Origin of the sequence: Acinetobacter sp. YH12039 (assembly GCF_013420015.1) — a bacterium.
In the GTDB taxonomy this organism is placed as follows: Bacteria; Pseudomonadota; Gammaproteobacteria; order Pseudomonadales; family Moraxellaceae; genus Acinetobacter; species Acinetobacter amyesii.
Genome location: NZ_VOZA01000030.1, coordinates 1 through 21,458 on the forward strand (window position 1 = coordinate 1; position 21,458 = coordinate 21,458).

Annotated in this window: 23 protein-coding genes; 8 read left to right on the forward strand and 15 right to left on the reverse strand. The window is 40.8% G+C overall.

Features of this window, described 5'->3' with window-relative positions; genetic code table 11:
* Nucleotides 1–312: 312 nt before the first annotated feature.
* The 11 genes from FTT98_RS12175 to FTT98_RS12225 all read right to left on the reverse strand — a co-directional run bounded on the left by FTT98_RS12175 (nucleotide 313) and on the right by FTT98_RS12225 (nucleotide 9,573).
* Nucleotides 313–966, reverse strand: a complete 654-nt coding sequence (locus FTT98_RS12175) for a tRNA-(ms[2]io[6]A)-hydroxylase (RefSeq protein WP_180177404.1) — start codon at nucleotides 964–966, stop codon at nucleotides 313–315.
* 16 nt (nucleotides 967–982) lie between these two features.
* Nucleotides 983–1,708, reverse strand: coding sequence for a pyridoxine 5'-phosphate synthase (gene pdxJ, locus FTT98_RS12180; RefSeq protein WP_180054978.1), 726 nt, complete (start codon nucleotides 1,706–1,708; stop codon nucleotides 983–985).
* A 9-nt stretch (nucleotides 1,709–1,717) separates the two neighbouring features.
* Nucleotides 1,718–2,434, reverse strand: coding sequence for a DNA repair protein RecO (gene recO / locus FTT98_RS12185; RefSeq protein ID WP_180007698.1), 717 nt, complete (start codon nucleotides 2,432–2,434; stop codon nucleotides 1,718–1,720).
* 8 nt (nucleotides 2,435–2,442) lie between these two features.
* Entirely contained in the window at nucleotides 2,443–2,637 is a 195-nt protein-coding gene (locus FTT98_RS12190; RefSeq protein ID WP_078192000.1) for an NF038104 family lipoprotein, read from the reverse strand.
* A 31-nt stretch (nucleotides 2,638–2,668) separates the two neighbouring features.
* On the reverse strand, nucleotides 2,669–3,697 hold the full coding sequence (gene era, locus FTT98_RS12195; RefSeq protein WP_067765139.1) for a GTPase Era: 1,029 nt from the start codon (nucleotides 3,695–3,697) through the stop codon (nucleotides 2,669–2,671).
* Nucleotides 3,697–4,395, reverse strand: a complete 699-nt coding sequence (rnc, locus tag FTT98_RS12200; protein WP_111883979.1) for a ribonuclease III — start codon at nucleotides 4,393–4,395, stop codon at nucleotides 3,697–3,699. The genes era and rnc overlap by 1 nt, the downstream gene beginning before the upstream one ends.
* Nucleotides 4,367–4,738, reverse strand: coding sequence for a DUF4845 domain-containing protein (locus tag FTT98_RS12205; protein WP_168378031.1), 372 nt, complete (start codon nucleotides 4,736–4,738; stop codon nucleotides 4,367–4,369). The genes rnc and FTT98_RS12205 overlap by 29 nt, the downstream gene beginning before the upstream one ends.
* A gap of 20 nt (nucleotides 4,739–4,758) precedes the next feature.
* Nucleotides 4,759–5,586: a signal peptidase I gene (gene lepB / locus FTT98_RS12210; RefSeq protein ID WP_168378032.1), complete on the reverse strand. Its 828-nt coding sequence runs from the start codon at nucleotides 5,584–5,586 to the stop codon at nucleotides 4,759–4,761.
* A 21-nt stretch (nucleotides 5,587–5,607) separates the two neighbouring features.
* Complete coding sequence (gene lepA / locus FTT98_RS12215; RefSeq protein WP_180111181.1) at nucleotides 5,608–7,425, reverse strand: translation elongation factor 4; 1,818 nt, start codon at nucleotides 7,423–7,425, stop codon at nucleotides 5,608–5,610.
* A gap of 195 nt (nucleotides 7,426–7,620) precedes the next feature.
* On the reverse strand, nucleotides 7,621–8,070 hold the full coding sequence (locus tag FTT98_RS12220) for a thioesterase family protein (protein WP_078190331.1): 450 nt from the start codon (nucleotides 8,068–8,070) through the stop codon (nucleotides 7,621–7,623).
* 120 nt (nucleotides 8,071–8,190) lie between these two features.
* Entirely contained in the window at nucleotides 8,191–9,573 is a 1,383-nt protein-coding gene (locus FTT98_RS12225) for a Do family serine endopeptidase (protein WP_180177405.1), read from the reverse strand.
* A 228-nt stretch (nucleotides 9,574–9,801) separates the two neighbouring features.
* Between FTT98_RS12225 and nadB the strand changes: the two genes are divergently transcribed.
* On the forward strand, nucleotides 9,802–11,448 hold the full coding sequence (gene nadB, locus FTT98_RS12230) for an L-aspartate oxidase (protein WP_180177406.1): 1,647 nt from the start codon (nucleotides 9,802–9,804) through the stop codon (nucleotides 11,446–11,448).
* An 80-nt stretch (nucleotides 11,449–11,528) separates the two neighbouring features.
* Here nadB and FTT98_RS12235 read toward each other — a convergent pair whose 3' ends face one another.
* The 4 genes from FTT98_RS12235 to pabC all read right to left on the reverse strand — a co-directional run bounded on the left by FTT98_RS12235 (nucleotide 11,529) and on the right by pabC (nucleotide 14,496).
* Nucleotides 11,529–11,948, reverse strand: coding sequence for a PaaI family thioesterase (locus tag FTT98_RS12235; protein WP_180177407.1), 420 nt, complete (start codon nucleotides 11,946–11,948; stop codon nucleotides 11,529–11,531).
* 69 nt (nucleotides 11,949–12,017) lie between these two features.
* Nucleotides 12,018–12,623: a dTMP kinase gene (tmk, locus tag FTT98_RS12240; RefSeq protein WP_180177408.1), complete on the reverse strand. Its 606-nt coding sequence runs from the start codon at nucleotides 12,621–12,623 to the stop codon at nucleotides 12,018–12,020.
* 9 nt (nucleotides 12,624–12,632) lie between these two features.
* Complete coding sequence (mltG, locus tag FTT98_RS12245) at nucleotides 12,633–13,685, reverse strand: endolytic transglycosylase MltG (RefSeq protein WP_180177409.1); 1,053 nt, start codon at nucleotides 13,683–13,685, stop codon at nucleotides 12,633–12,635.
* Nucleotide 13,686: 1 nt separating this feature from the next.
* Nucleotides 13,687–14,496 (reverse strand): aminodeoxychorismate lyase, encoded by an 810-nt coding sequence (gene pabC, locus FTT98_RS12250; RefSeq protein ID WP_180177410.1) that lies wholly within the window; start codon nucleotides 14,494–14,496, stop codon nucleotides 13,687–13,689.
* Nucleotides 14,497–14,658: 162 nt separating this feature from the next.
* Here pabC and FTT98_RS12255 point away from each other — a divergent pair, with 162 nt between their 5' ends.
* From FTT98_RS12255 to FTT98_RS12285, 7 genes are all read left to right on the forward strand, one after another.
* A complete protein-coding gene (locus FTT98_RS12255) occupies nucleotides 14,659–15,666 on the forward strand; it encodes a sulfate ABC transporter substrate-binding protein (protein ID WP_180048714.1) in 1,008 nt (335 codons plus the stop codon).
* Nucleotides 15,667–15,842: 176 nt separating this feature from the next.
* Nucleotides 15,843–16,856: a sulfate ABC transporter substrate-binding protein gene (locus tag FTT98_RS12260; protein WP_078192016.1), complete on the forward strand. Its 1,014-nt coding sequence runs from the start codon at nucleotides 15,843–15,845 to the stop codon at nucleotides 16,854–16,856.
* 33 nt (nucleotides 16,857–16,889) lie between these two features.
* Nucleotides 16,890–17,495 carry an alpha/beta hydrolase gene (locus tag FTT98_RS12265; protein WP_180007628.1) on the forward strand — a complete coding sequence of 202 codons (606 nt, stop codon included), beginning with the start codon at nucleotides 16,890–16,892 and terminating at the stop codon, nucleotides 17,493–17,495.
* A gap of 85 nt (nucleotides 17,496–17,580) precedes the next feature.
* The gene (gene cysT / locus FTT98_RS12270; protein ID WP_180054960.1) at nucleotides 17,581–18,414 is read left to right on the forward strand and encodes a sulfate ABC transporter permease subunit CysT; all 834 of its coding nucleotides are present in this window, start codon (nucleotides 17,581–17,583) and stop codon (nucleotides 18,412–18,414) included.
* Nucleotides 18,411–19,298, forward strand: a complete 888-nt coding sequence (gene cysW / locus FTT98_RS12275; protein ID WP_180063420.1) for a sulfate ABC transporter permease subunit CysW — start codon at nucleotides 18,411–18,413, stop codon at nucleotides 19,296–19,298. Before cysT ends, cysW begins: the two co-directional genes overlap by 4 nt.
* Nucleotides 19,299–19,309: 11 nt before the next feature.
* Entirely contained in the window at nucleotides 19,310–20,371 is a 1,062-nt protein-coding gene (locus FTT98_RS12280; RefSeq protein WP_180063421.1) for a sulfate/molybdate ABC transporter ATP-binding protein, read from the forward strand.
* Between the two features lie 56 nt (nucleotides 20,372–20,427).
* Entirely contained in the window at nucleotides 20,428–21,351 is a 924-nt protein-coding gene (locus FTT98_RS12285; RefSeq protein ID WP_168378042.1) for a CysB family HTH-type transcriptional regulator, read from the forward strand.
* The last annotated feature ends 107 nt before the right edge of the window (nucleotides 21,352–21,458 follow it).

Below are 21,458 nucleotides of genomic sequence, written 5' to 3' on the forward strand. Positions count from 1 at the left end.
TCGCAAGAGATGCGATGGATGTCTGATGATTTGTAGTCATAAATTTAAGTCCCCACTTGTTTCTAAGTGGGGACTAAATTAAGGCTTATAGGATGAATTCAGAAGGTGTGTTCAGCGGACGCTTACTGACCAACCGCACACAAAGCGATACAGAGTAAAGTGAATTGTAATTTCATATTAAATAAGTGAGCTTAAATTGTTTGATTCATAGAGATCGTTTCATTTTAGATTCACCCAAGACAATTGTAAATAATTCTTATTATCGTTTATTTTAAGTGCATAAAAAATCCCCCATTTTGGAGGATTATTTTATCAAGCTGCTTTGACTGGCACACCACTATGAAAGCGGAATAAATCATCTGGGCTGCTAATCAAATTTTTTTCAACTTCACGAATATGCTCAATACGCATCTGAATATCTTCTTTCGGGTTCTTTAGCTTATTGGTCGTCGCCACATCCATGGCCAATGCTAAATAGTCCTCATAATGGCGTGATTCAGACTTTAGCAAATAGCGGTAGTAACGCCCCAACTCTTCATCTACATGTGGTGCAAGCGCATAGAAACGCTCGCATGAACGTGCTTCAACGAATGCGCCAATCACCAAGATATCAATTAACGCTTCTGGCTCATAAGTCCGTACTTCTTTGCGTAGACCACCTGCATACCGACCAGCACTGATTGCAGTCCATTCCTGACCACGTTTTGCCATCAGTTCCAGCACTTGCTCATAGTGCAGCATTTCTTCACGTACTAGCTGTGCCAGTTTGATTTGTAAATCCGAGAAAAAACTATAACGAAACATCAAATTCATTGCTGTACTTGCTGCTTTCTTTTCACAATTGGCATGATCCTGCATCAGGATATCCAAATTATTTAAAGCTTCATCTAGCCATGCTTTTGGTGTTTCACACCCCAAGAAGCCAATGACTGGCTTCATTAGGGTATCATAATCAATATTTGACATATACTTTACTTAAAAATTAACGTGCGGCTTTAATCGCAGCTTTCATTTGTTTTACAGACTGTGCCAATCCAATAAACACTGCATCAGCAATAATCGAGTGACCAATATTTAGTTCATGAATTTGCGCAATGCGCGCAATCGGAGTGACATTGTCAAGATTTAAGCCATGGCCAGCGTTCACAATCAAACCTTTAGATGCGGCATATTCAGCACCTTGAATAATACGTTCCAGCTCTGCCTTCTGCGCTTCAGGTGTTTCAGCATCTGCATATGCACCTGTATGCAACTCAATCGTAGGCGCACCACAGGCAATCGCTGCATCAATTTGAGCAAAGTCAGCATCAATAAATAATGAAACTTCGCAACCAATCGCTGCAAGTGCTTGAGTCGCATTTTTTACATCTTCAAAATGCCCAACAACATCTAAACCACCCTCAGTCGTCACTTCTTCACGCTTTTCAGGAACAAAGCATACATGATGCGGCTGAATCTCTTTAGCAAATTCAACCATTTCATTGGTCACTGCCATTTCAAGATTCATATGGGTTTTTAATACAGAACGCATACGACGCACATCATCATCTTTAATATGGCGACGATCTTCACGTAAATGCAGCGTAATCCCTTCCGCCCCCGCTTGCTCACAAATAATTGCGGCATTCACAGGATCTGGATAAGTTGTCCCACGTGCATTTCGTAGTGTTGCCACATGGTCAATATTTACACCAAGCAAAGCTGCCATAATTCTTTCCTAATGACGTTGAGTTTGAGAATTCTGTATCCACAATTGACGACTTTTTAATGGACGATCGCCAAGCAAGGAAGTAATCATTTGTCGGTACAACTTAGACAGTAATTGTAACTGTTCAGGATTAAATTCCCCACCTTTTTCATAATCACACATACTTAAAATATGTTGACCTGACAATGTTGCGCGTGAGGCTTTAATGACAGGTTGAAAACCTTCGTTTAAATGAAATTGATAATTTTCATGAGGCTGAATTTGCTGTTGATTTGCATCAGTTGAAAAATCCAACGCAAAACCCAACTCTTCAAGCAGCACATGCTCAAATTGTCTAAGGATTTGCCGTAAGAATAGATCTGGGTGGGCCTGGACAGACATGCATTGAAGTTTTTCCAAGGTGTGTGCATATTGAGCAAATGTCTCAGGCATCTCAACCTCTAAGGGACATAATCTCAATAAGACTTCATTCAGATAAAACCCTGAAAAAAAAGCATCACCAAAAAAGAAAATCGGTTGATTTACAATTTCGAGTTTACTAAAGTTTTTAAGTTCGGACTTACCAGATGCTTGCAAGCAAATTGGTTGATACTGGGGAGGTGGCGTTTGCCTGAGAATACCATCAATTCGACCATGCTCCTGAGTAAACAAGTGCACAATATGACTTTTTTCACGATATTTACGATGGTGAATTAAATAACCATGCAGTATCTCATTACGCATGATTTGAAATATTAATCCTTGTCTTTCTTTTTCTTGTCGTCTTCATCTTCATCCCCATCTGGAATGACTGCACCCACAACTGCAGCAGTACCTTTAACCACGCCTTTTGTGGTTTTATAAGCCACTTTGACAGGAACAGTAACGATTTTATGAATACACCCTTGTAGAAACAAAACACATGCCACTACAGCTAATACTTTCATCATTACTCTTCCCTCAAAGTTTGTTATTTAACGATTAGATATCGCTATAACCCAAGCTTTTCAACGCACGTTCATCATCAGACCAACCGCCTTTGACTTTCACCCAAAGCGTCAACATGATCTTTTGCTCGAACATTTTTTCCATATCCACACGTGCATCCATACCGATTTTTTTCAGTTTGGCACCTTTCTCACCAATCACAATAGCTTTCTGACCAGAGCGATCGACAAAAATCGTCGCATCAATATAGGTACACGCCGCTTTAGGACGACCTGTTTTTGGATTTACCGTTGCTTCTTCTGTTTTAAACGACTCAATTTGAACCGTTAAATCATAAGGCAGCTCTTCACCCAATTGACGCATGATTTTTTCACGGATAATTTCAGACGCAAGGAAACGCTCTGAACGATCGGTCAATTGCTCAAGTGAATACAGTGGTGGTTGGAACGGCAGATATTTCTCAATCGTGCTGCGCAAATGATCTAAATTTGCACCACGTAATGCTGATACAGGAACAATTTCTGCAAAATTCATTAATTTTGCACGCTCTTGTATCAATGGTAATGCATGGTTTTTATTCTCTAGTGTATCAATTTTATTGATCACAAGAATCACTGGCATATCGGCATTTTTTAGCTTCTCTAACACTAAATCATCATTCTGTGTCCATTTGTCTGCATCAATCACAAACAAAACTAAGTTCACATCACGAAGTGCAGAATGTGCCGCACGGTTCATCATTTTATTAATGGCACGGACTTCTTTTTTGTGCATCCCCGGGGTATCTACGAATACCGCTTGAGATTTTTCGCGTGAGTCAATACCCACAATTTTATGACGTGTGGTCTGTGGTTTACGAGAGGTAATGGAAAGTTTTTGACCCAAAATATGGTTCATCAACGTTGATTTACCCACGTTTGGACGACCAACAATCGCCACAAACCCACTTTTAAAATCGGCTGGAATTTCAGTGCCTTGTGCACTAAAGAACTGACTAATTAAATCGTTACTGTCGCCTTGCGACTCGTGATCAGCATCTACGTGATCGGAATGAGTAGTCATTAAGACTTTTTCTCCAAAATTTCTAAGATTTCTGCCGCTACTGCCTGTTCAGCAAAGCGACGGCTTGAACCTTCACCGTATTTAACAGGGAGCCCTTCAACTGTACATTCAACTTTAAAATGTTGGTTCGGAGCATCACCCTGAATATCTACAACCTCGTAAACCGGGAGAGGTTTTTTACGTGCTTGTAAATACTCTTGCAAACGTGATTTAGGGTCTTTCAGTTGATCGGTCGGTTCAATATGATCTAAATATGGCACATACCATTTAAGAACAATCGGTTCCAGAATTTTTAAATCCTGACAATCGACATAGATTGCACCAATGATCGATTCAACGGTATCCGCAAGTATAGACTCACGATGATGACCGCCAGATTTCAACTCACCTGTACTCAAGATTAATTCTTGACTGAGTTTTAAGTCATTGGCAATTTTTCCTAGCGCTTCCTGACGAACCAGTGTCGCACGCATACGCGTTAGACGCCCTTCATTTTCATGCGGGTAGGCATGGTACAGATAATTGGCAATTATCATACCCAATAATGAATCGCCCAGATATTCTAGGCGTTCATAATTGTATTTATGGCTCACCGATCGGTGGGTCAAGGCCAGTTGTAACAATTCAGGTTGTTTAAACTGATAACCGATACGACTTGCTAAACGAGCTTCATTTAGCTTGGACTGAGCTTTGATCAAAACTTTTCTCGAACTTCAACACAATATCAATATTCAATAAGAAAGGTTTTCTTATTTCATAATCTGTTTTCACTTGTAGACCATCTACATTAGTGACTTGAGCAATATCTTTAAAATTTAAATCACGTACACCATTCATATCTAAACGCTGTGACATTTGTGACTCAAACTTACTCGGAGCAATATTTTTAGGACTGCTCTTCATCAATTCTTCAATTTCATTGTTGACGAGACGGTCGTCAACATACGGTCCCCAAACCGCAATTAAAGCTTTAGCTAAAAAAGCAAACCCAATAATAGCAATTAAAATTGCGATATAAGACGTTCCCCGTTGATGTCTCATTTTATTTTCCTGATGTAAGACTAATCAATACTGCCATTACGACTAAATGAAGGCAGTTTTAAACCAGGTTCCTTATGCATCCACTTGTAAAAAGCACGTCCAGTGAGGTTTTCTTCAGGCACAAAGCCCCAAAAACGACTGTCCGCACTTTGATCGCGATTATCCCCCATCGCGAAATAGTGACCTTCAGGAACCTTAACTTCCCAATATAAACCATTTTCTGTTGAATATTTACCATTTTCAACATAGTTGATAAATGGCGCTTGGCGCGCAACATTGACACCTTCAAGCTCACGCATGGTAAACGTATGCTTACCCATGGTTTCTTTATGATAAATCGATGTAGGTGTGTCGAGTTGATCTTTTTCACGGCTAAATTCCACAGGAACTTTTGCCACTTTCTGACCATTCACACTCAGTTGACCATGATCATAAATAATATGATCACCTGGTAAACCGACCACTCGTTTAATATAGCTGATGGTTGGTTGTGGTGGATAACGGAATACAATGACATCACCACGCTCAGGTTCACCGACATCAATAATTTTTTTATTAATAATAGGTAATCGTACGCCATACTGATATTTATTCACCACAATAAAATCACCTGTCTCTAAAGTTGGAACCATAGAGTCTGATGGAATATTAAATGGCTCATATAAGAATGAACGCATCACCAAAACTATCGCTAGAATCGGCCAGAAATCATAAGCCCATGCGATAACGACATTTTCATTCCCCTTACCTTTGGTCTGCCGTTGTTTCCAGACAAACTTATCCAACAGCCAAATTAAGAAAAAAATGACTGTGGCAGGAACAAGGATCAAATTAAAGTCAAAATCCATGAGCTCATAAACCTCTATTTATTATCTTTCTACTTTCAATACCGCAAGGAACGCTTCTTGTGGGATTTCAACACTACCCACTTGCTTCATACGTTTCTTACCTTCTTTTTGTTTCGCAAGAAGTTTCTTCTTACGTGACACGTCACCACCATAACATTTTGCCAATACGTTTTTACGCATCGCTTTTACAGTTGAACGTGCAATGATTTGCGCGCCAATTGCTGCTTGAATAGCCACATCAAACATTTGACGTGGAATCAAGTCTTTCATTTTTTCAACTAAAGCAATACCACGGTGACGAGCATCTTGGCGGTGACAAATCATGGCCAAGGCATCAACCTTCTCACCATTAATTAGCACATCCACCTTAACCAAAGATGAACTCTCAAAACGGACAAAGCTATAGTCAAGCGATGCAAAGCCACGTGAACATGATTTCAACTTATCAAAGAAATCCATTACCACTTCAGCCATTGGAATTTCAAACGTAATGGCCACTTGGTTCGCCATGAACTTCATATTCTTTTGAACGCCGCGACGTTCAACACATAAAGTCATCACATTACCCAAGTATTCTTGCGGTACTAAAATGTGACATTCGGCAATTGGCTCACGTAAGTCTTCAACTGTTGAACCATCAGGCATTTTAGAAGGACTGTCGATATAAATGGTTTGACCATTTTTCATCACCGCTTCATAAATTACGGTTGGTGCTGAAGAAATCAGGTCCAGATCATACTCACGTTCTAAACGTTCTTGTACTATTTCCATGTGCAGCATACCCAAGAAGCCACAACGGAAGCCAAAACCAAGTGCATCTGAACTTTCAGGTTCAAAGAACAACGCTGAGTCATTAATTTGCAGTTTGTGCAGCGCCTCACGGAACGGTTCAAATTCACTTGAATCGATTGGGAATAAACCTGCATAGACCTGTGGTTTAACTTTTTTGAAGCCTGGTAAGGTTGGTACTTCTGGTGTAGTTGCCAAGGTAATCGTATCACCAACTGGAGCACCAAAAATATCTTTAATACCCGCGATCACGAAACCAACTTCACCTGCTTCGAGCATGTCAGTTTCTGTATGTTTAGGATTAAAAATACCTACTGAAGTAATGATGTGCGTTTGACCTGTTGATTTCATCAACATTTTATCGCCTTTACGCACACGACCTTCTTTAATACGAACTAAAGAAACCACGCCCAAATAGTTGTCGAACCAAGAGTCAACAATTAAGGCTTGTAATGGTGCATTACGATCGCCTTCGGGTGCAGGAATAACATTTACCAGTGTTTCAAGCACCCCTTCAATGCCTAGACCGGTTTTAGCTGAACATGTAGGTGCTTCAGTCGCTTCGATACCAATAATGTCTTCAATTTCTTGAATAACACGCTCTGGCTCTGCTTGCGGCAAATCAATTTTATTTAAAACAGGTAGGACTTCTAAACCTTGTTCAATTGCGGTATAGCAATTCGCTACAGATTGTGCTTCTACCCCTTGTGCAGCATCGACAACCAATAGTGCACCTTCACACGCAGCCAATGAACGTGAAACTTCATAAGAAAAGTCAACGTGCCCCGGTGTGTCAATGAAGTTGAGTTGGTATTCTTCACCATTAGGATGGGTGTAATACAAAGTCACTGACGCAGCTTTAATCGTAATACCACGCTCACGTTCCAATTCCATAGAATCTAGAACCTGCGCCTGCATTTCACGATCTTGCAAACCACCACAAGTTTGAATAAATCGGTCGGCAAGGGTCGACTTACCATGGTCGATATGCGCAATGATCGAGAAGTTACGAATGTTTTTTATATCAACAGATTTTTTAGCTTGCGCCATGGGCTACCTTGGAAAAATAAAAGCGCTATACATGCAATTCTTTATGCATAGCAAAAGCCGAATAGAAATTGCCGAGGATTATAGCAGATGGATTTTTCAAAGTATCGAAAATAATGCATTGCTTTTATGCAAGTCATTCATCCTACATGGAGAACTTGGCTAGTCTTGGTTTGAAATTTTGCGATAAAATCAAACTCAAAGATCATAAGCACTAAAATCCAGCGGATTTAGGCTATCCGCAATAGGTTGATACGCTTGGGTAAAGGTTGGCGACATGCGTTTTGGACGACCTGTGGCAATTTCAATGCATGCCCACTGCGTATTGCCTGTAAATAATATCGCTTTGTCTTTAGGTCGATAAAATACATACTGACGAAATGAATACAACGCATTGATATCATTGAGCCACGTTCGCAGAATAATCTCCTCACCTTCAACTGCTGCTTTGCGATATTGCACATGATGCTCAACAGCAACCATGGCATGCTTCAATTCAATATATTCTTTTAAGCCTAAACCCAAGGCTTCAATATGTGCTGTCGCGACATCTTGCATCCAACTGACGTACACCACGTTATTCACATGATTTAATGTGTCGATATGTTCAGCTTGAACTGTAATTTTTAAATCAAAGATATCGCTCATAGCGTCCTGCAAATTTTAAAATATGCTCCACAGTCTACTCATTTTTATCTAAGGGTAAATTGCAAAAACACTAAAGTTAAAAAAACCACTCGCTTGGAGTGGTTTTCATTCAGTAATTCATTATTGAATGCGCATGCCCACAATCGCACGTTGCCCCTGACGAATCAAAGAAACACGTGCAATGCTGCCATTTTTCAATTCTGAAATAACTTTCACAAAATCTTCTGCATTATTCACAGCTTTATTATTAACTTGAGTCACAACGTCACCCGGCTGAATTCGCGCTTGTGCAGCAATACCACTAGCTCGTACATCTTGAATTAATACACCACCTTTCACACTCAGTTGCTTTAATTCATCTACAGTTAAATTACGAATTGACACCCCAATCACAGGGCCTTTTTTCACAGGCGCAGTTTCAGCTTTTGCAGGAGTATCATCTGGTGCAGTGATTAAGGTTGCTGAAATGTTTTGGCGTTTATCATCGCGTAGTACTTCAAGCTGAATGCTTTGATTTGGACCTGTACGATTAAGATAATTCAGCAGTTCGCCAGTACGTGAAATCGGTGTACCATTAAATTTCAAAATGACATCACCCGCTTTAAAGCCAGCTTTTGCTGCTGGTGAATTCGGTGCAACTTGAGTAATCAATGAGCCCTCAGGTTTTGAAAGGTTATAAGACTCAGCTAGATTACGATCGATATCTTGCAGCATGACCCCTAAGTAAGCGCGTGTCACCTTGCCGTTTTTCTTCAACTGATCGGCTACATCCATCGCAACATCAATCGGGATTGAAAATGACAAGCCCATATACCCCCCCGTACCACTAAAAATACGTGAGTTCACACCAACAACTTCACCCGACTGATTAAAAAGCGGACCACCTGAGTTACCCGGGTTTAATGCCACATCGGTCTGAATAAACGGAACTGAAGTTTCTCCCATCATGTTACGCATTTTTGCACTAACAATACCCGCTGATGCCGAATAATCAAAACCAAACGGAGAACCAATCGCAAGTACAGGCTCACCCACACGTAAGCGATCAACATTACCTGTGCGAAGTTCAGGGAAATTACTACCATTCACTTTTAATAAGGCAACGTCAGTGCGCTCATCACTACCCACAACGGTGGCATCAATTTCACGGCGGTCATTCAATACGATGGTGACTTTCGATGCATCTTCTACCACATGGTGATTTGTCAATAAATAACCATCTTTACTAATAAAGAATGCGCTTCCATAACCGGTCTTTTCTTGCGGCATTTTTTGCTGCGGAATAACCACCTGATTACCGAAAAAGCGTCGTAATATTTCTGGGACTTGTTGCTGCAAAAGCTCTTCTTGACTAAGCTTTTTAACCACATTCACGCTTACGACAGCTGGGCTGACTTGTTCAACCAAATTGGAAAAATCAACAGGACCCGCTGCCTGAGTCTGCACGCTAGCAACCGTAAACACAGCTGCATAGAGTCCCTTTTGTAAATACGATTTATTCATTGTTAGCATTCACTCAATTGTGCTTATCATTTGAAATACGTTAGTTTTTATCACAATGCAAGTCTAAGCTTCGTAATAAAATGTTTGATGATTATTTATGATAAACAATCTTAAACATTCCTTAAATATTACAGATCTATGAATATTTTTCATTATTTAGTTAATTTATAGTCATTGCGTTTTTAGGCAAAAACAGTTGTGATGATCGGACATTTTTAAAATTAGCTGATGGACATGTCTAATTTAAACACGATACATCAATTTGATGTAATTATTGTGGGAAGTGGCGGTGCAGGCCTAAGTTTAGCCCTATCGCTACCAGATCATTTTAATATTGCTGTTTTAGCTAAATCGACGCTGACGGATGCCAGTACATATTATGCGCAAGGTGGTGTTGCTGCCGTTCTCGATAAAACAGATTCTATTGAACAGCATATCAATGACACCATGATTGCCGGTGCGCATTTATGTGAAATGGCGGCGGTAAAACAAACCGTTGAAGGTGGTAAATCTTCTGTCGATTTTCTACTGAATCAGGGTGTGCAATTTACTTTAGACGAACAAGAACAGTTACATCTGACACGTGAAGGTGGTCACTCTCACCGGCGGATTATCCATGCAGCGGATGCAACTGGACGTGCAATTTCCACAACATTGGTTGAACGTGCGCAAGAAAAAGCCAATATTCATATTTTTGAAAATTTTATTGCAATCGATTTAATCACCGCACAAAAATTAAATCCTGAAACTGAAAACCGTGCTCTCGGTCTGTATGCTTTAGATGAAAAAACCGAAAAAGTACATACCTTTTTAGCACCCTTCACTGCCCTTGCCTGTGGTGGTGCCATGAAAGCATATTTATATACATCAAATCCCGACATTGCGACGGGTGATGGTATTGCCATGGCGTATCGTGCAGGCTGCCGTGTTGCCAATATGGAGTTTAACCAATTCCATCCAACCTGTTTATATCATCCTCAAGCTCGCTCTTTCTTAATTACCGAAGCGATGCGTGGCGAAGGTGCCTATTTACGTCTTCCAGATGGTGAACGCTTTATGCTGCGCTTTGATGAGCGTGCCGAATTAGCACCACGCGATATCGTAGCGCGCGCTATTGATTATGAAATCAAACGTCTAGGAATCCGTCATGTTTGGCTTGATATCACCCATAAACCTGCAGAATTTGTCAAAGAACATTTCCCAACATTGTATGCACGCTTAATGGAACTCGGTATTGATATTACCAAAGAAATGATTCCGGTGGTTCCGGCAGCACACTACACCTGTGGTGGCGTTGTGGTTGATGAAAACAGTCAGACCGATATTCCAGGCCTATATGCCATTGGGGAAACCTCTTATACCGGCCTACATGGTGCAAACCGTATGGCAAGTAACTCCTTACTTGAATGTTTCGTCTATGGTATGAGTGCTTCAGCACATATCACATCACAACATCAAGGGACTTATCAGGCGCCTCATGTCCCAGAATGGGATGACTCGCAAGTGACCAACCCTGATGAAGACGTGGTGATTTTGCAAAATTGGGACGAGCTTCGCCAAACCATGTGGAACTACGTGGGTATTGTCAGAACAACCAAGCGCCTCCAACGTGCCCTACACCGCATTGAAATGCTTAAGCGTGAAATCACCGAGTATTACCAAGATTACCAAGTCAGTAAAAATCTGATTGAACTCCGTAACTTAGTATTGGTATCAGAAATAATTGTGCGCTGTGCAATGGAACGTAAAGAGTCTCGTGGTCTGCATTTCACTTTAGACTATCCTGAACAAGCAGACGAACTACGTAAAACTGTGTTAAGTCCACCCGATTTCCAAGTGGAATGTCCATTGGTGAATACAGAACTGGTTTCTTAAACATCTAAAATGTCTAAAAACCATAAAAAGCCGAATATAAATTCGGCTTTTTATTTGAATCAGCAAATGCAATTGAGCCTTTATATTCGTTTTGGTGGAATAGAATAACTCCCTGTTATATGTGCAACAGGCTCATCCACACCTGCTGAATACACCAACACCTCACCATAAATTATACTTTTGCCCACTTTCAGCAATCGACACTCGCCTATTAAATCTTGATTGGCTTCTGGTCTTCTTAAAAAATTAATATTCATATTGGTCGTGACCGCAAGCCCTACAATCCCGATCTCCCCCAAAATAGCCACATATAGCGCAAAATCAGCCAAAGTCATCATGGTTGGGCCAGAAATCGTATTGCCCGGTCTTAGATCTTGTTCGGTGACATGCCAAATTAAGGTCGCCGTTTGCTGTCCAACCTCTTGAATCGTGCAATTTTTTAAACTTGGGGCAAATTCACGTTGTAAAAAATCAATAATCGCCTGCTTTCGATGCGGCATAAAAAAATCATCCATAACTTATGCTATGAATGATTTTTAAATCAAATACCTAAAGATTACTATGGCATTTTAGATCTGCTGCAAATGCAATAATGCCTGTTGAAAAACCTGTTCAGGTGTTTGTGTCGCATCGAGGCGCTTCATGCGTGCAGGCTCAGTATCATGGATTTCAGCAAAACCGGAACGCACTTTCTCAAAGAACGTTGCTTTCTCTTGCTCAAATCGATCCAAAGCGCCTCGTTCACGCGCACGTAACATGCCCGTTTCAATCGGTGCATCTAACCAAAAGGTAATATCTGGCATACGCACCACAAAACCGTCATTTAAAACTTTCAGTTTTTCTCGGTCCAAACCACGACCTGCACACTGATATGCAAAACTCGAATCTGTAAAACGGTCACATAAAACGATTTTATCTGCAGCCAACGCTGGGAGAATCACGGCTTCTAAATGCTGCGCGCGTGCCGCATACATCAGCAATAACTCAGTGTCATTACTCATGGTTTCTTCGTGGTTCACCGAAAGTAACAGTGAGCGAATTTGCTCTGCCATAGGTGTGCCACCCGGCTCACGGGTTAATACCACATCTTTCGCTAAGTGTTGGAAATGCTCATGTAGTTTACGAATCAACGTGGTTTTACCCACACCTTCCGTGCCTTCAAAACTAATAAACATGCTCACTCCTCAATTTTTCGCACGAATTACCGATAAATACTCTTGTACCGCTCGGTTATGGTCTGACAAATTACTGCTAAATTTATGACCACCGTTACCTGTAGCCACGAAATAGATGTTATTTGACGCATCTGGGTGCATCGCGGCTTCAATAGCTTTTTGACTTGGCAAAGCAATCGGTGTAGGCGGTAAACCATTGATCGTATACGTATTATATGCTGTAGGTGTACGTAAATCTTGGCGAGTAATATTGCCTTGGTATTTATCGCCCATGCCATAAATAACCGTAGGGTCTGTTTGTAAACGCATGCCTTGTTGTAAACGACGGACAAACACCCCTGATACTTGCTCTAACTCACGATCAAGACTGGTTTCTTTTTCAATAATCGATGCCATGATCAAGGCTTCATATTTATCTTTATAAGGTAAATTTTGAGCTCGATTATTCCAAGCCTGATCTAATACTTTGATTTGTCGGTTATACAAATCCTTCAAAATTTTGCGTTCAGACTCGCCTTTTGCAAAGAAATAAGTATTCGGAGCAAATAAACCTTCTGGGTGTGAATAAGGAATACCTAGTTCCTGCAAAATCTTTGAATAAGACAGATTGCTAATGTCATGCGTTACCAATGGGTCATTTTTTAAAGCATCAATGAGTTGCTTAAATGTCGTCCCTTCGATCACTAAAATTCGATTCATTTGCGCATTTTCAGAGTTAGAAATCAGTTTCATGACTTCACGTACGCTCATGCCTTCATGGATTTCATACACACCTGCTTTTAAGGTGTCATTGATCATGAATTTTTGGTACAACTTCAAAATAATAGGAAAATGAACTTGTTTCTCTTTGGCCAGTCGGTCAATAAATCCTGAATAGGTATCCCCTGCACCAATCGCCAACATTTGCTTTTTGCCTTCCACAGGATAGGCTTTAAATAAACTCGACCACAGTAAAATCGCCACAAGTACAACGATACCAAGTAGCACAACCAAACATGCTTTAAATGGAAAACCTGCTTTGGCAGATTTTTTCTTATTTGTTTTTTTAGACGCGGTGGACATATTAACGAATCTGACTTAATTGAAGTGTTCGGAAAAGTTCAATACAAGCTTGAACATCTAACTCAACTCCATTCAGAGTTGATGCAATTTTCATGGGACTTAAAGCATTGCAGAAAAAAATACTCTGAAAATGCGTAATTTCATCCATATTGACGTGACGTTGAGTACATGGAATCTGAAGCTGCTGCATCCGTTTTAAAATTTCTGCACGCATGACACCATGTACGCCATTATAACGAAGTTCGGGCGTAATCCATCCTTCATTTGTGCGAATAAAACAATTACTGCTCACACCTTCAACAACTGTACCTTGTACATCCGTCACCAAAGCTTCGCCCCATGGGGTTTGATCCAACTCTGCTTTGAGCATGACTTGTTCTAATCGATTTAAGGACTTTAAGCCCACCAAACTTGGCATGGTTAACCCAATAGCTTGATGTAATACACCACTTTCGACATTTTCGTACTCAAAATCTGCAACAGCTTTGGGGTAATAAAACACCCAAACATCTGCTGGATGCTCAGGTAAACTATAGCCACGCTGACCGATACCACGACTCAACACAATTTTTAAAGTGCCATTAACGACATCTTGTTTACGTAACAATTTTAGAGTGTATTCAATAAGGCTTAAATCTGCATTTAGCTTTAAACGTTCATTACTCAGTTTTAATCGTGCAATATGCAAAGCTAAAAGTTCTATTTGTCCTTGGCGAATACGTGCCGTGCTAAAACAACCATCGCCATAGTGAAAGGCGCGATCCAGTAAATTAACTTGTTCTATTTGCTGCGCATTTTTAAAACACTGCATACGTCGTCATCCCAATTACATCACTTTATTTTAAAAAATAATCGTTCAGCATATATTTCTTTTTTGTTCATATTAAATTCTTTTTTAATTATTTTTTTCTGCATAAAAACTACAGATATTCTTGCCTCATCCAACAAAACATGTATAAAAATTGAGGACAACATGAATCTATCTAAATTAAAACTTGGGGTCTTGGCTGCATTCATTTCTGCCACAGCATTTAGTGCATCTGCCAAAGATTTCTTAAATGTGTCATATGATCCAACCCGTGAATTGTATGACAACTTCAATAAAGACTTTAGTGTTTACTGGAAAAAAACCACAGGCCAAGACATTAACTTTAAACAATCTCATGGTGGATCAGGTAAACAGGCTCGTGCTGTTATTGATGGTCTAGATGCCGATGTTGTTACGTTGGCTTTGGCTGCAGATATTGATGAAATAGCTGCACGTGGTTTAGTTGCAAAAGACTGGCAAAAGAAATTCCCACAAAACTCAACGCCATATACATCGACCATTGTGTTCTTAGTGCATAAAGGCAACCCGAAAGGCATTAAAGACTGGGGCGATTTAATTAAACCGGGTGTCGACATTATTACCCCGAACCCAAAAACATCGGGCGGTGCGCGTTGGAACTATTTAGCAGCGTGGGCTTGGGCCAAACATCAAGCAGGTGGTAATGATACAAAAGCCCAAGAATTTGTCCGCCAAATCTATAAGCAAACCAAAGTCCTCGACTCAGGTGCTCGTGGTGCAACAACTACATTCGCTGAACGTGGTATTGGTGATGTATTGCTGGCTTGGGAAAATGAAGCACATTTGGCAGTTCGTGAACAGCCGGGTAAGTTTGAGATTGTGACCCCTTCACTTTCTATCTTGGCCGAGCCGCCTGTTGCGATAGTAGAAAAAAATGCCAAGAAGGATGGCAATGAAAATTTAGCCAAAGCGTATTTAAATTATCTGTACTCACCTGCAGGTCAAACCATTGCAGCACAGAACTATTATCGTCCACGTAATGCTGCGGTACTGGCAAAATATAAAAATGTTTTTAAACCTTTAAAATTAGTGACTATTGATAAAGAGTTTGGCGGTTGGAGCAAAGTACAGAAAAAACATTTTGAAAATGGTGGCGTCTTTGATCAAATCGTGAAGACCAATAATTCAAAATAATGCTTTAAATACAGAAAAGCATCTTCCTTTCGCATAAGGTCGATGCTTTTTTTTCGTATACACACCCGTTATCTTTTTTATTCATATAAAATTCGTTTTTAATTATTTTTTATGCATAAAGATTGGCGCTATTCTTCACCCATGTTACAGACAAAGTAAAAATTATTGAGGTTCACATGAGTATTTCCGCAAAGTTAAAATTGGGTGTTCTTGCTGCAGTCATTTCGACGGTTTCTTTTGGCGCAGCTGCGAAAGATTTTTTAAACGTATCTTACGACCCAACGCGTGAACTCTATGAAAGTGTGAATAAAGACTTCAGCAAATATTGGGAAAGCCGTACAGGTCAAAAAATTAATTTTAAACAATCTCACGGCGGTTCAGGTAAACAAGCGCGTGCCGTCATTGATGGTTTAGATGCCGATGTGGTGACTTTAGCTCTCGCAGCAGATATTGATGTGATTGCAGAAAAAGCCAAACTTTTACCTGCAGATTGGCAAAAGAAACTTCCACAAAACTCAACACCATATACTTCAACCATTGTGTTCTTAGTCCGTAAAGGCAACCCAAAAGCAGTTAAAGATTGGGGCGATCTGGTTAAACCAGGCGTGGGTATTATCACCCCAAACCCGAAAACCTCAGGCGGTGCACGTTGGAACTATTTAGCTGCGTGGGCTTGGGCAAAACATCAAGCGGGTGGTAATGATACAACGGCTCAAGAATTCGTCCGTAAGATTTATAAAAACACCAAAGTACTCGATTCAGGCGCACGTGGTTCGACTACGACCTTTGCTGAACGTGGTATTGGTGATGTATTGCTGGCTTGGGAAAATGAAGCACATTTAGCGATTCGTGAACAACCGGGTAAGTTTGAAATTGTGACCCCTTCACTTTCAATTTTAGCTGAGCCACCTGTTGCTGTTCTAGAAAAAAATGCAGAGAAAAAAGGTAATCTTTATTTAGCCAAAGGTTATTTAAACTTCCTTTATTCACCACGTGGTCAGCAAATCGCAGCTCAGAATTTTTACCGTCCACGTAACGCCACAACACTTGCACAATACGCGTCAGTCTTTAAGCCACTTAAACTCGTCACCATTGATAAAGAATTTGGTGGTTGGGATAAAGTCCAAAAAGCACACTTTGAAAATGGCGGCGTGTTTGACCAAATCGTTAAAGCCAACAACGGAAAATAAGACCAGTCATTGACTGAATCAGGAGAACTTGACATGACACATACAGTAATTGTCCCGGGTGTAGGCGGTAGTGAACACGCACATTGGCAATCTTGGTTACAACGTCAGCTCATGTCTAGCTCTCGTGTTCAGCAAAAAGATTGGAATCATCCTGTACTAAAAGACTGGATTAAACAATTCGTTCAAACCGTACGACCTTTACAGGGTGAAATTCAAATTGTGGCGCATAGCTTTGGTTGTTTAACCACGGTGGCAGCATTGGCCTTGTATCCAGAACTTAATAAAAAAATCAAAAATTTAGTTTTGGTTGCGCCAGCCAATCCAGCTCGCTTTGGAGAAAACGGCTTTGCACGCGACAGTACAACGGATTACAAAGCATTTTTTCATCAGCTAAGTATTCGTGTGCCGACAACGATGTTGATTAGTGAAAATGATCCTTGGCTTGGCTTTGAAGATGCAAAACAACTTGCAGATGCTTGGAAGCTCTACCCTGTAAATATGGGCGCTGTAGGACACATTAATGTTGCATCAGGTTTTGGACCGTTTCCTGAAATTTTCAATTACTTAATTTCAGAAAACCACATGAAACATATCAGCTTTACTGATGAAAACAAGTATTTATTTCAATTTGCTTTTTAAGTACTGAGCTTTAAGCTTGTCGCAAAATCATTTATTCAATTTTGCTGACCTTTTAAGTCAGCTTTTCTCATTTTGAGGAGTCATCATGTCGCAGCGATCCCGAGTGCTGCCAGGATTTGGTCTTTCTCTAGGCTTTACCCTAGCGTATTTATCCTTAATTGTGCTCATCCCCCTTTCGGCCGTATTTATTAAATCTTTAGGTATCGGTTGGGATGGACTATGGGAGATTTTAAGCTCAGAACGTATTTTAAAATCGTTACATCTGAGTTTTAGTGCCGCCATTATTGCTGCGTTAGTTAATGTGGTTTTTGGTTTACTCTTAGCATGGTGCTTGGTTCGTTATACCTTCCCGGGTAAACGTATTGTCGATGCATTGGTTGATTTACCTTTTGCATTGCCAACTGCCGTTGCGGGTATTGCACTGACTTCGTTATATGCACCGACTGGTTGGATCGGTCAGTACCTTGAACCTATTGGCATTAAAGTCGCGTATACCCCGATCGGTATTACCTTGGCCCTCATCTTTATTGGTATTCCTTTTGTGGTTCGTACTGTACAGCCTGTACTGAGCGACCTAGAGACTGAACTTGAAGAAGCAGCTTCAGCATTGGGTGCAAATCGCTTTCAGATCGTGACCAAAGTGATCTTACCTATTCTATTTCCTGCGCTGTTAACAGGTTTTGCTTTGGCCTTTGCACGCGGTGTGGGTGAATATGGTTCGGTGATTTTTATCGCAGGTAACCAACCCTTCAAAACTGAAATTGCGCCATTGATGATTATCTCTCGTCTTGAGGAATATGATTATGCAGGCGCGACCACGATTGCAGTTGTGATGCTGGTGATTTCTTTTGCTATTTTATTCTTAATTAACTTGGTTCAAGCATGGGCAAGTCGCCGTACAGGGAGAACTGCACGATGAATACGAATAGTAATGCGCTTGCGGAAAAATTACAGTCGCGTGATGCAACACGTGAACCGACATGGGTTCGTTATACCCTGATCATCATTGCTTTAATTTTCTTCTTAAGCTGCCTGATTCTGCCATTAGTTTTGGTTTTCGTTGAAGCCTTTAAACAAGGTGTTGGCGTTTACTTCCAAGCACTTGTTCATCCAGACACATTATCAGCAGTGAAACTGACCTTACTGACCGCTGTGATTGCCGTACCGCTAAACGTAGTGTTTGGTGTAGCTGCGGCATGGTCTGTTGCCAAGTTTAATTTCCGTGGTAAATCTATTTTAACCACGATTATTGATATGCCATTTTCAGTCTCTCCAGTTATTGCTGGCTTAATGTTGGTATTGATTTTTGGTACTCAAGGTTGGTTAGGCGGCTGGCTGATGGATAACGACATCAAAATTTTATATGCCGTTCCAGCCATTGTCCTTGCCACTGTGTTTATTACCGTTCCTTTTGTGGCACGTGAGTTGATTCCATTAATGGAAGCTCAAGGGACTGAGGAAGAAGAAGCGGCAATCGTCTTGGGTGCTTCAGGTTGGCAGACATTCTGGAAAGTGACACTTCCAAATATCAAATGGGGCTTAATCTACGGCGTGATTCTCTGTAATGCACGTGCAATGGGTGAGTTTGGTGCTGTTTCTGTGGTTTCAGGTCACATTCGCGGCGAAACCAACACCTTACCGCTACACGTAGAAATCCTTTATAACGAATATACCTTTAGTGCTGCTTTTGCTGTGTCTTCACTATTAGCGCTCTTGGCGATTGTGACCCTGATTTTAAAAACATGGGTTGAACTACGTCAGGAACGACAAGACAAGCGTAAAGACGATTCACAAGTTTCTTAAGGAATGACCTCATGAGTATTCAAGTAAAAAATATTGAAAAACACTTTGGTGCATTCCATGCACTTAAAAATATCTCTTTAGATTTCCCTGATGGTCAGCTCGTTGCGCTGCTCGGCCCATCAGGCTGTGGTAAAACTACCCTGCTCCGTATCATTGCAGGTCTTGAATCTGCCGATGGCGGTCAAGTGATTTTAGAAGGTGAAGATGCCACTAAAGTTCATGTCCGTGAACGTGAAGTTGGGTTTGTATTCCAGCATTATGCACTGTTCCGCCACATGACCGTATTTGACAACATTGCTTTTGGTTTACGTGTACGCCCACGTGCAACACGTCCATCTGAAGCGGAAATCAAAAAACGTGTTATTCGTTTGCTTGATCTTGTTCAGCTTGGTTTCTTGGCTGACCGTTACCCTGCTCAGCTTTCAGGTGGTCAACGTCAACGTATTGCCTTGGCACGTGCTTTAGCGGTTGAACCACGCGTGTTATTACTGGATGAACCTTTTGGTGCATTGGATGCCAAAGTTCGTAAAGAATTACGCCGCTGGTTACGTACCTTGCATGACGAACTCCACATCACCTCTATTTTCGTGACCCATGACCAAGAAGAGGCACTTGAAGTGGCCGATCAAATCATTGTGATGAATAAAGGCAACGTAGAACAGATTGGCTCGCCGCGTGAAGTTTATGAAAAACCTGCAACACCGTTTGTATTTGACTTTTTAGGTCAAGCCAACCGTTTTGAAGGTCAAAATAGCAATGGCCTCATTCAAATTGGTGAAGACCGAATTTTGTTGCCACAAAACGCCAATGCGCCGCAAGGAAATGTCATTGCCTTCGCTCGTCCGGATGAACTACGCATTCATGCACAGCCGCAAGAAAATGCTATCCAAGCAACTTTTGTACGTGAGCTTTGGATTGCAGGTAAAGTGATTGCTGAATTGCATGACCGTCAGGGCAATCTGATTGAAATTTCATTAACGGCAGATGAAGCGAAAGCACATCAATTCCGCCCAAATCAAACAGTATGGTTAAGTGCAACGAACTTGCATTTATTTGAAAACCAAGTTGCATAAAACAAAAAGTTGGGGGCCTTTACAAGCCCCACTTGCTTTTAAGGTAAAATAAAATTATGAATTTCCAACAATTAAGAATTATTCGAGAAACCGTACGTCAGAATTTTAATTTAACAGAAGCGTCTGCTGCACTTTACACCTCGCAGTCTGGCGTGAGTAAACACATCAAAGATCTAGAAGATGAACTTGGTGTACAGCTATTTATTCGTAAAGGTAAACGTCTACTCGGTTTAACCGAACCAGGCCAGTCTTTATTGGGAATCGTTGAACGCATGCTCGTGGATGCAGACAATATTAAACGTCTAGCAGATGACTTTAACAAAGTGGATGAAGGGACATTGACTATTGCGACCACACATACGCAAGCGCGTTATGTCTTGCCGCCGATTGTGAACCAATTTAAAAAAGAATTTCCAAAAGTTCATCTAATTTTGCAACAAGCAAGCCCTGTTGAAATTACAGAAATGCTCCTTCAAGGTGAAGCGGATATTGGGATCGCAACCGAATCGTTAACCACCGAAGATAACCTTGCAAGTGTGCCTTACTATAACTGGCAACACAGTATCATCACACCACAAGAGCACCCACTCACCCAAAAATCAAATATCACCATTGAAGATTTGTCGAACTATCCAATTATTACTTACCACGGTGGTTTTACGGGTCGTTCTAAAATTGATAAAGCTTTTGAAGATTCAGGCTTTAATGTAGATATCGTGATGTCCGCACTTGATGCAGACGTTATTAAAACCTATGTTGAACTGAATATGGGGGTTGGTATTGTCAACGATGTAGCATACGACCCAGAACGTGACTACCGTTTAAAACAGATTCCTACCGATATTTTTGGCGTTAATACCACTTGGATTGCTGTTCGCAAAGGACATTTGCTACGCGGTTATGGCTACGAGTTTATTTCTTTATGCTCACCAGATGCTGACATCAAAGCGTTGAAAAAAGTCGCTTACCCAGAAGACTGATATCCCAACTGACAAATTAAAGAGGACACCTACTGTCCTCTTTTTTTGGTAAACACATATTTTATCTAAGTTTTCTTGGCTTTATTTTTAATTTTGATTAAAATACA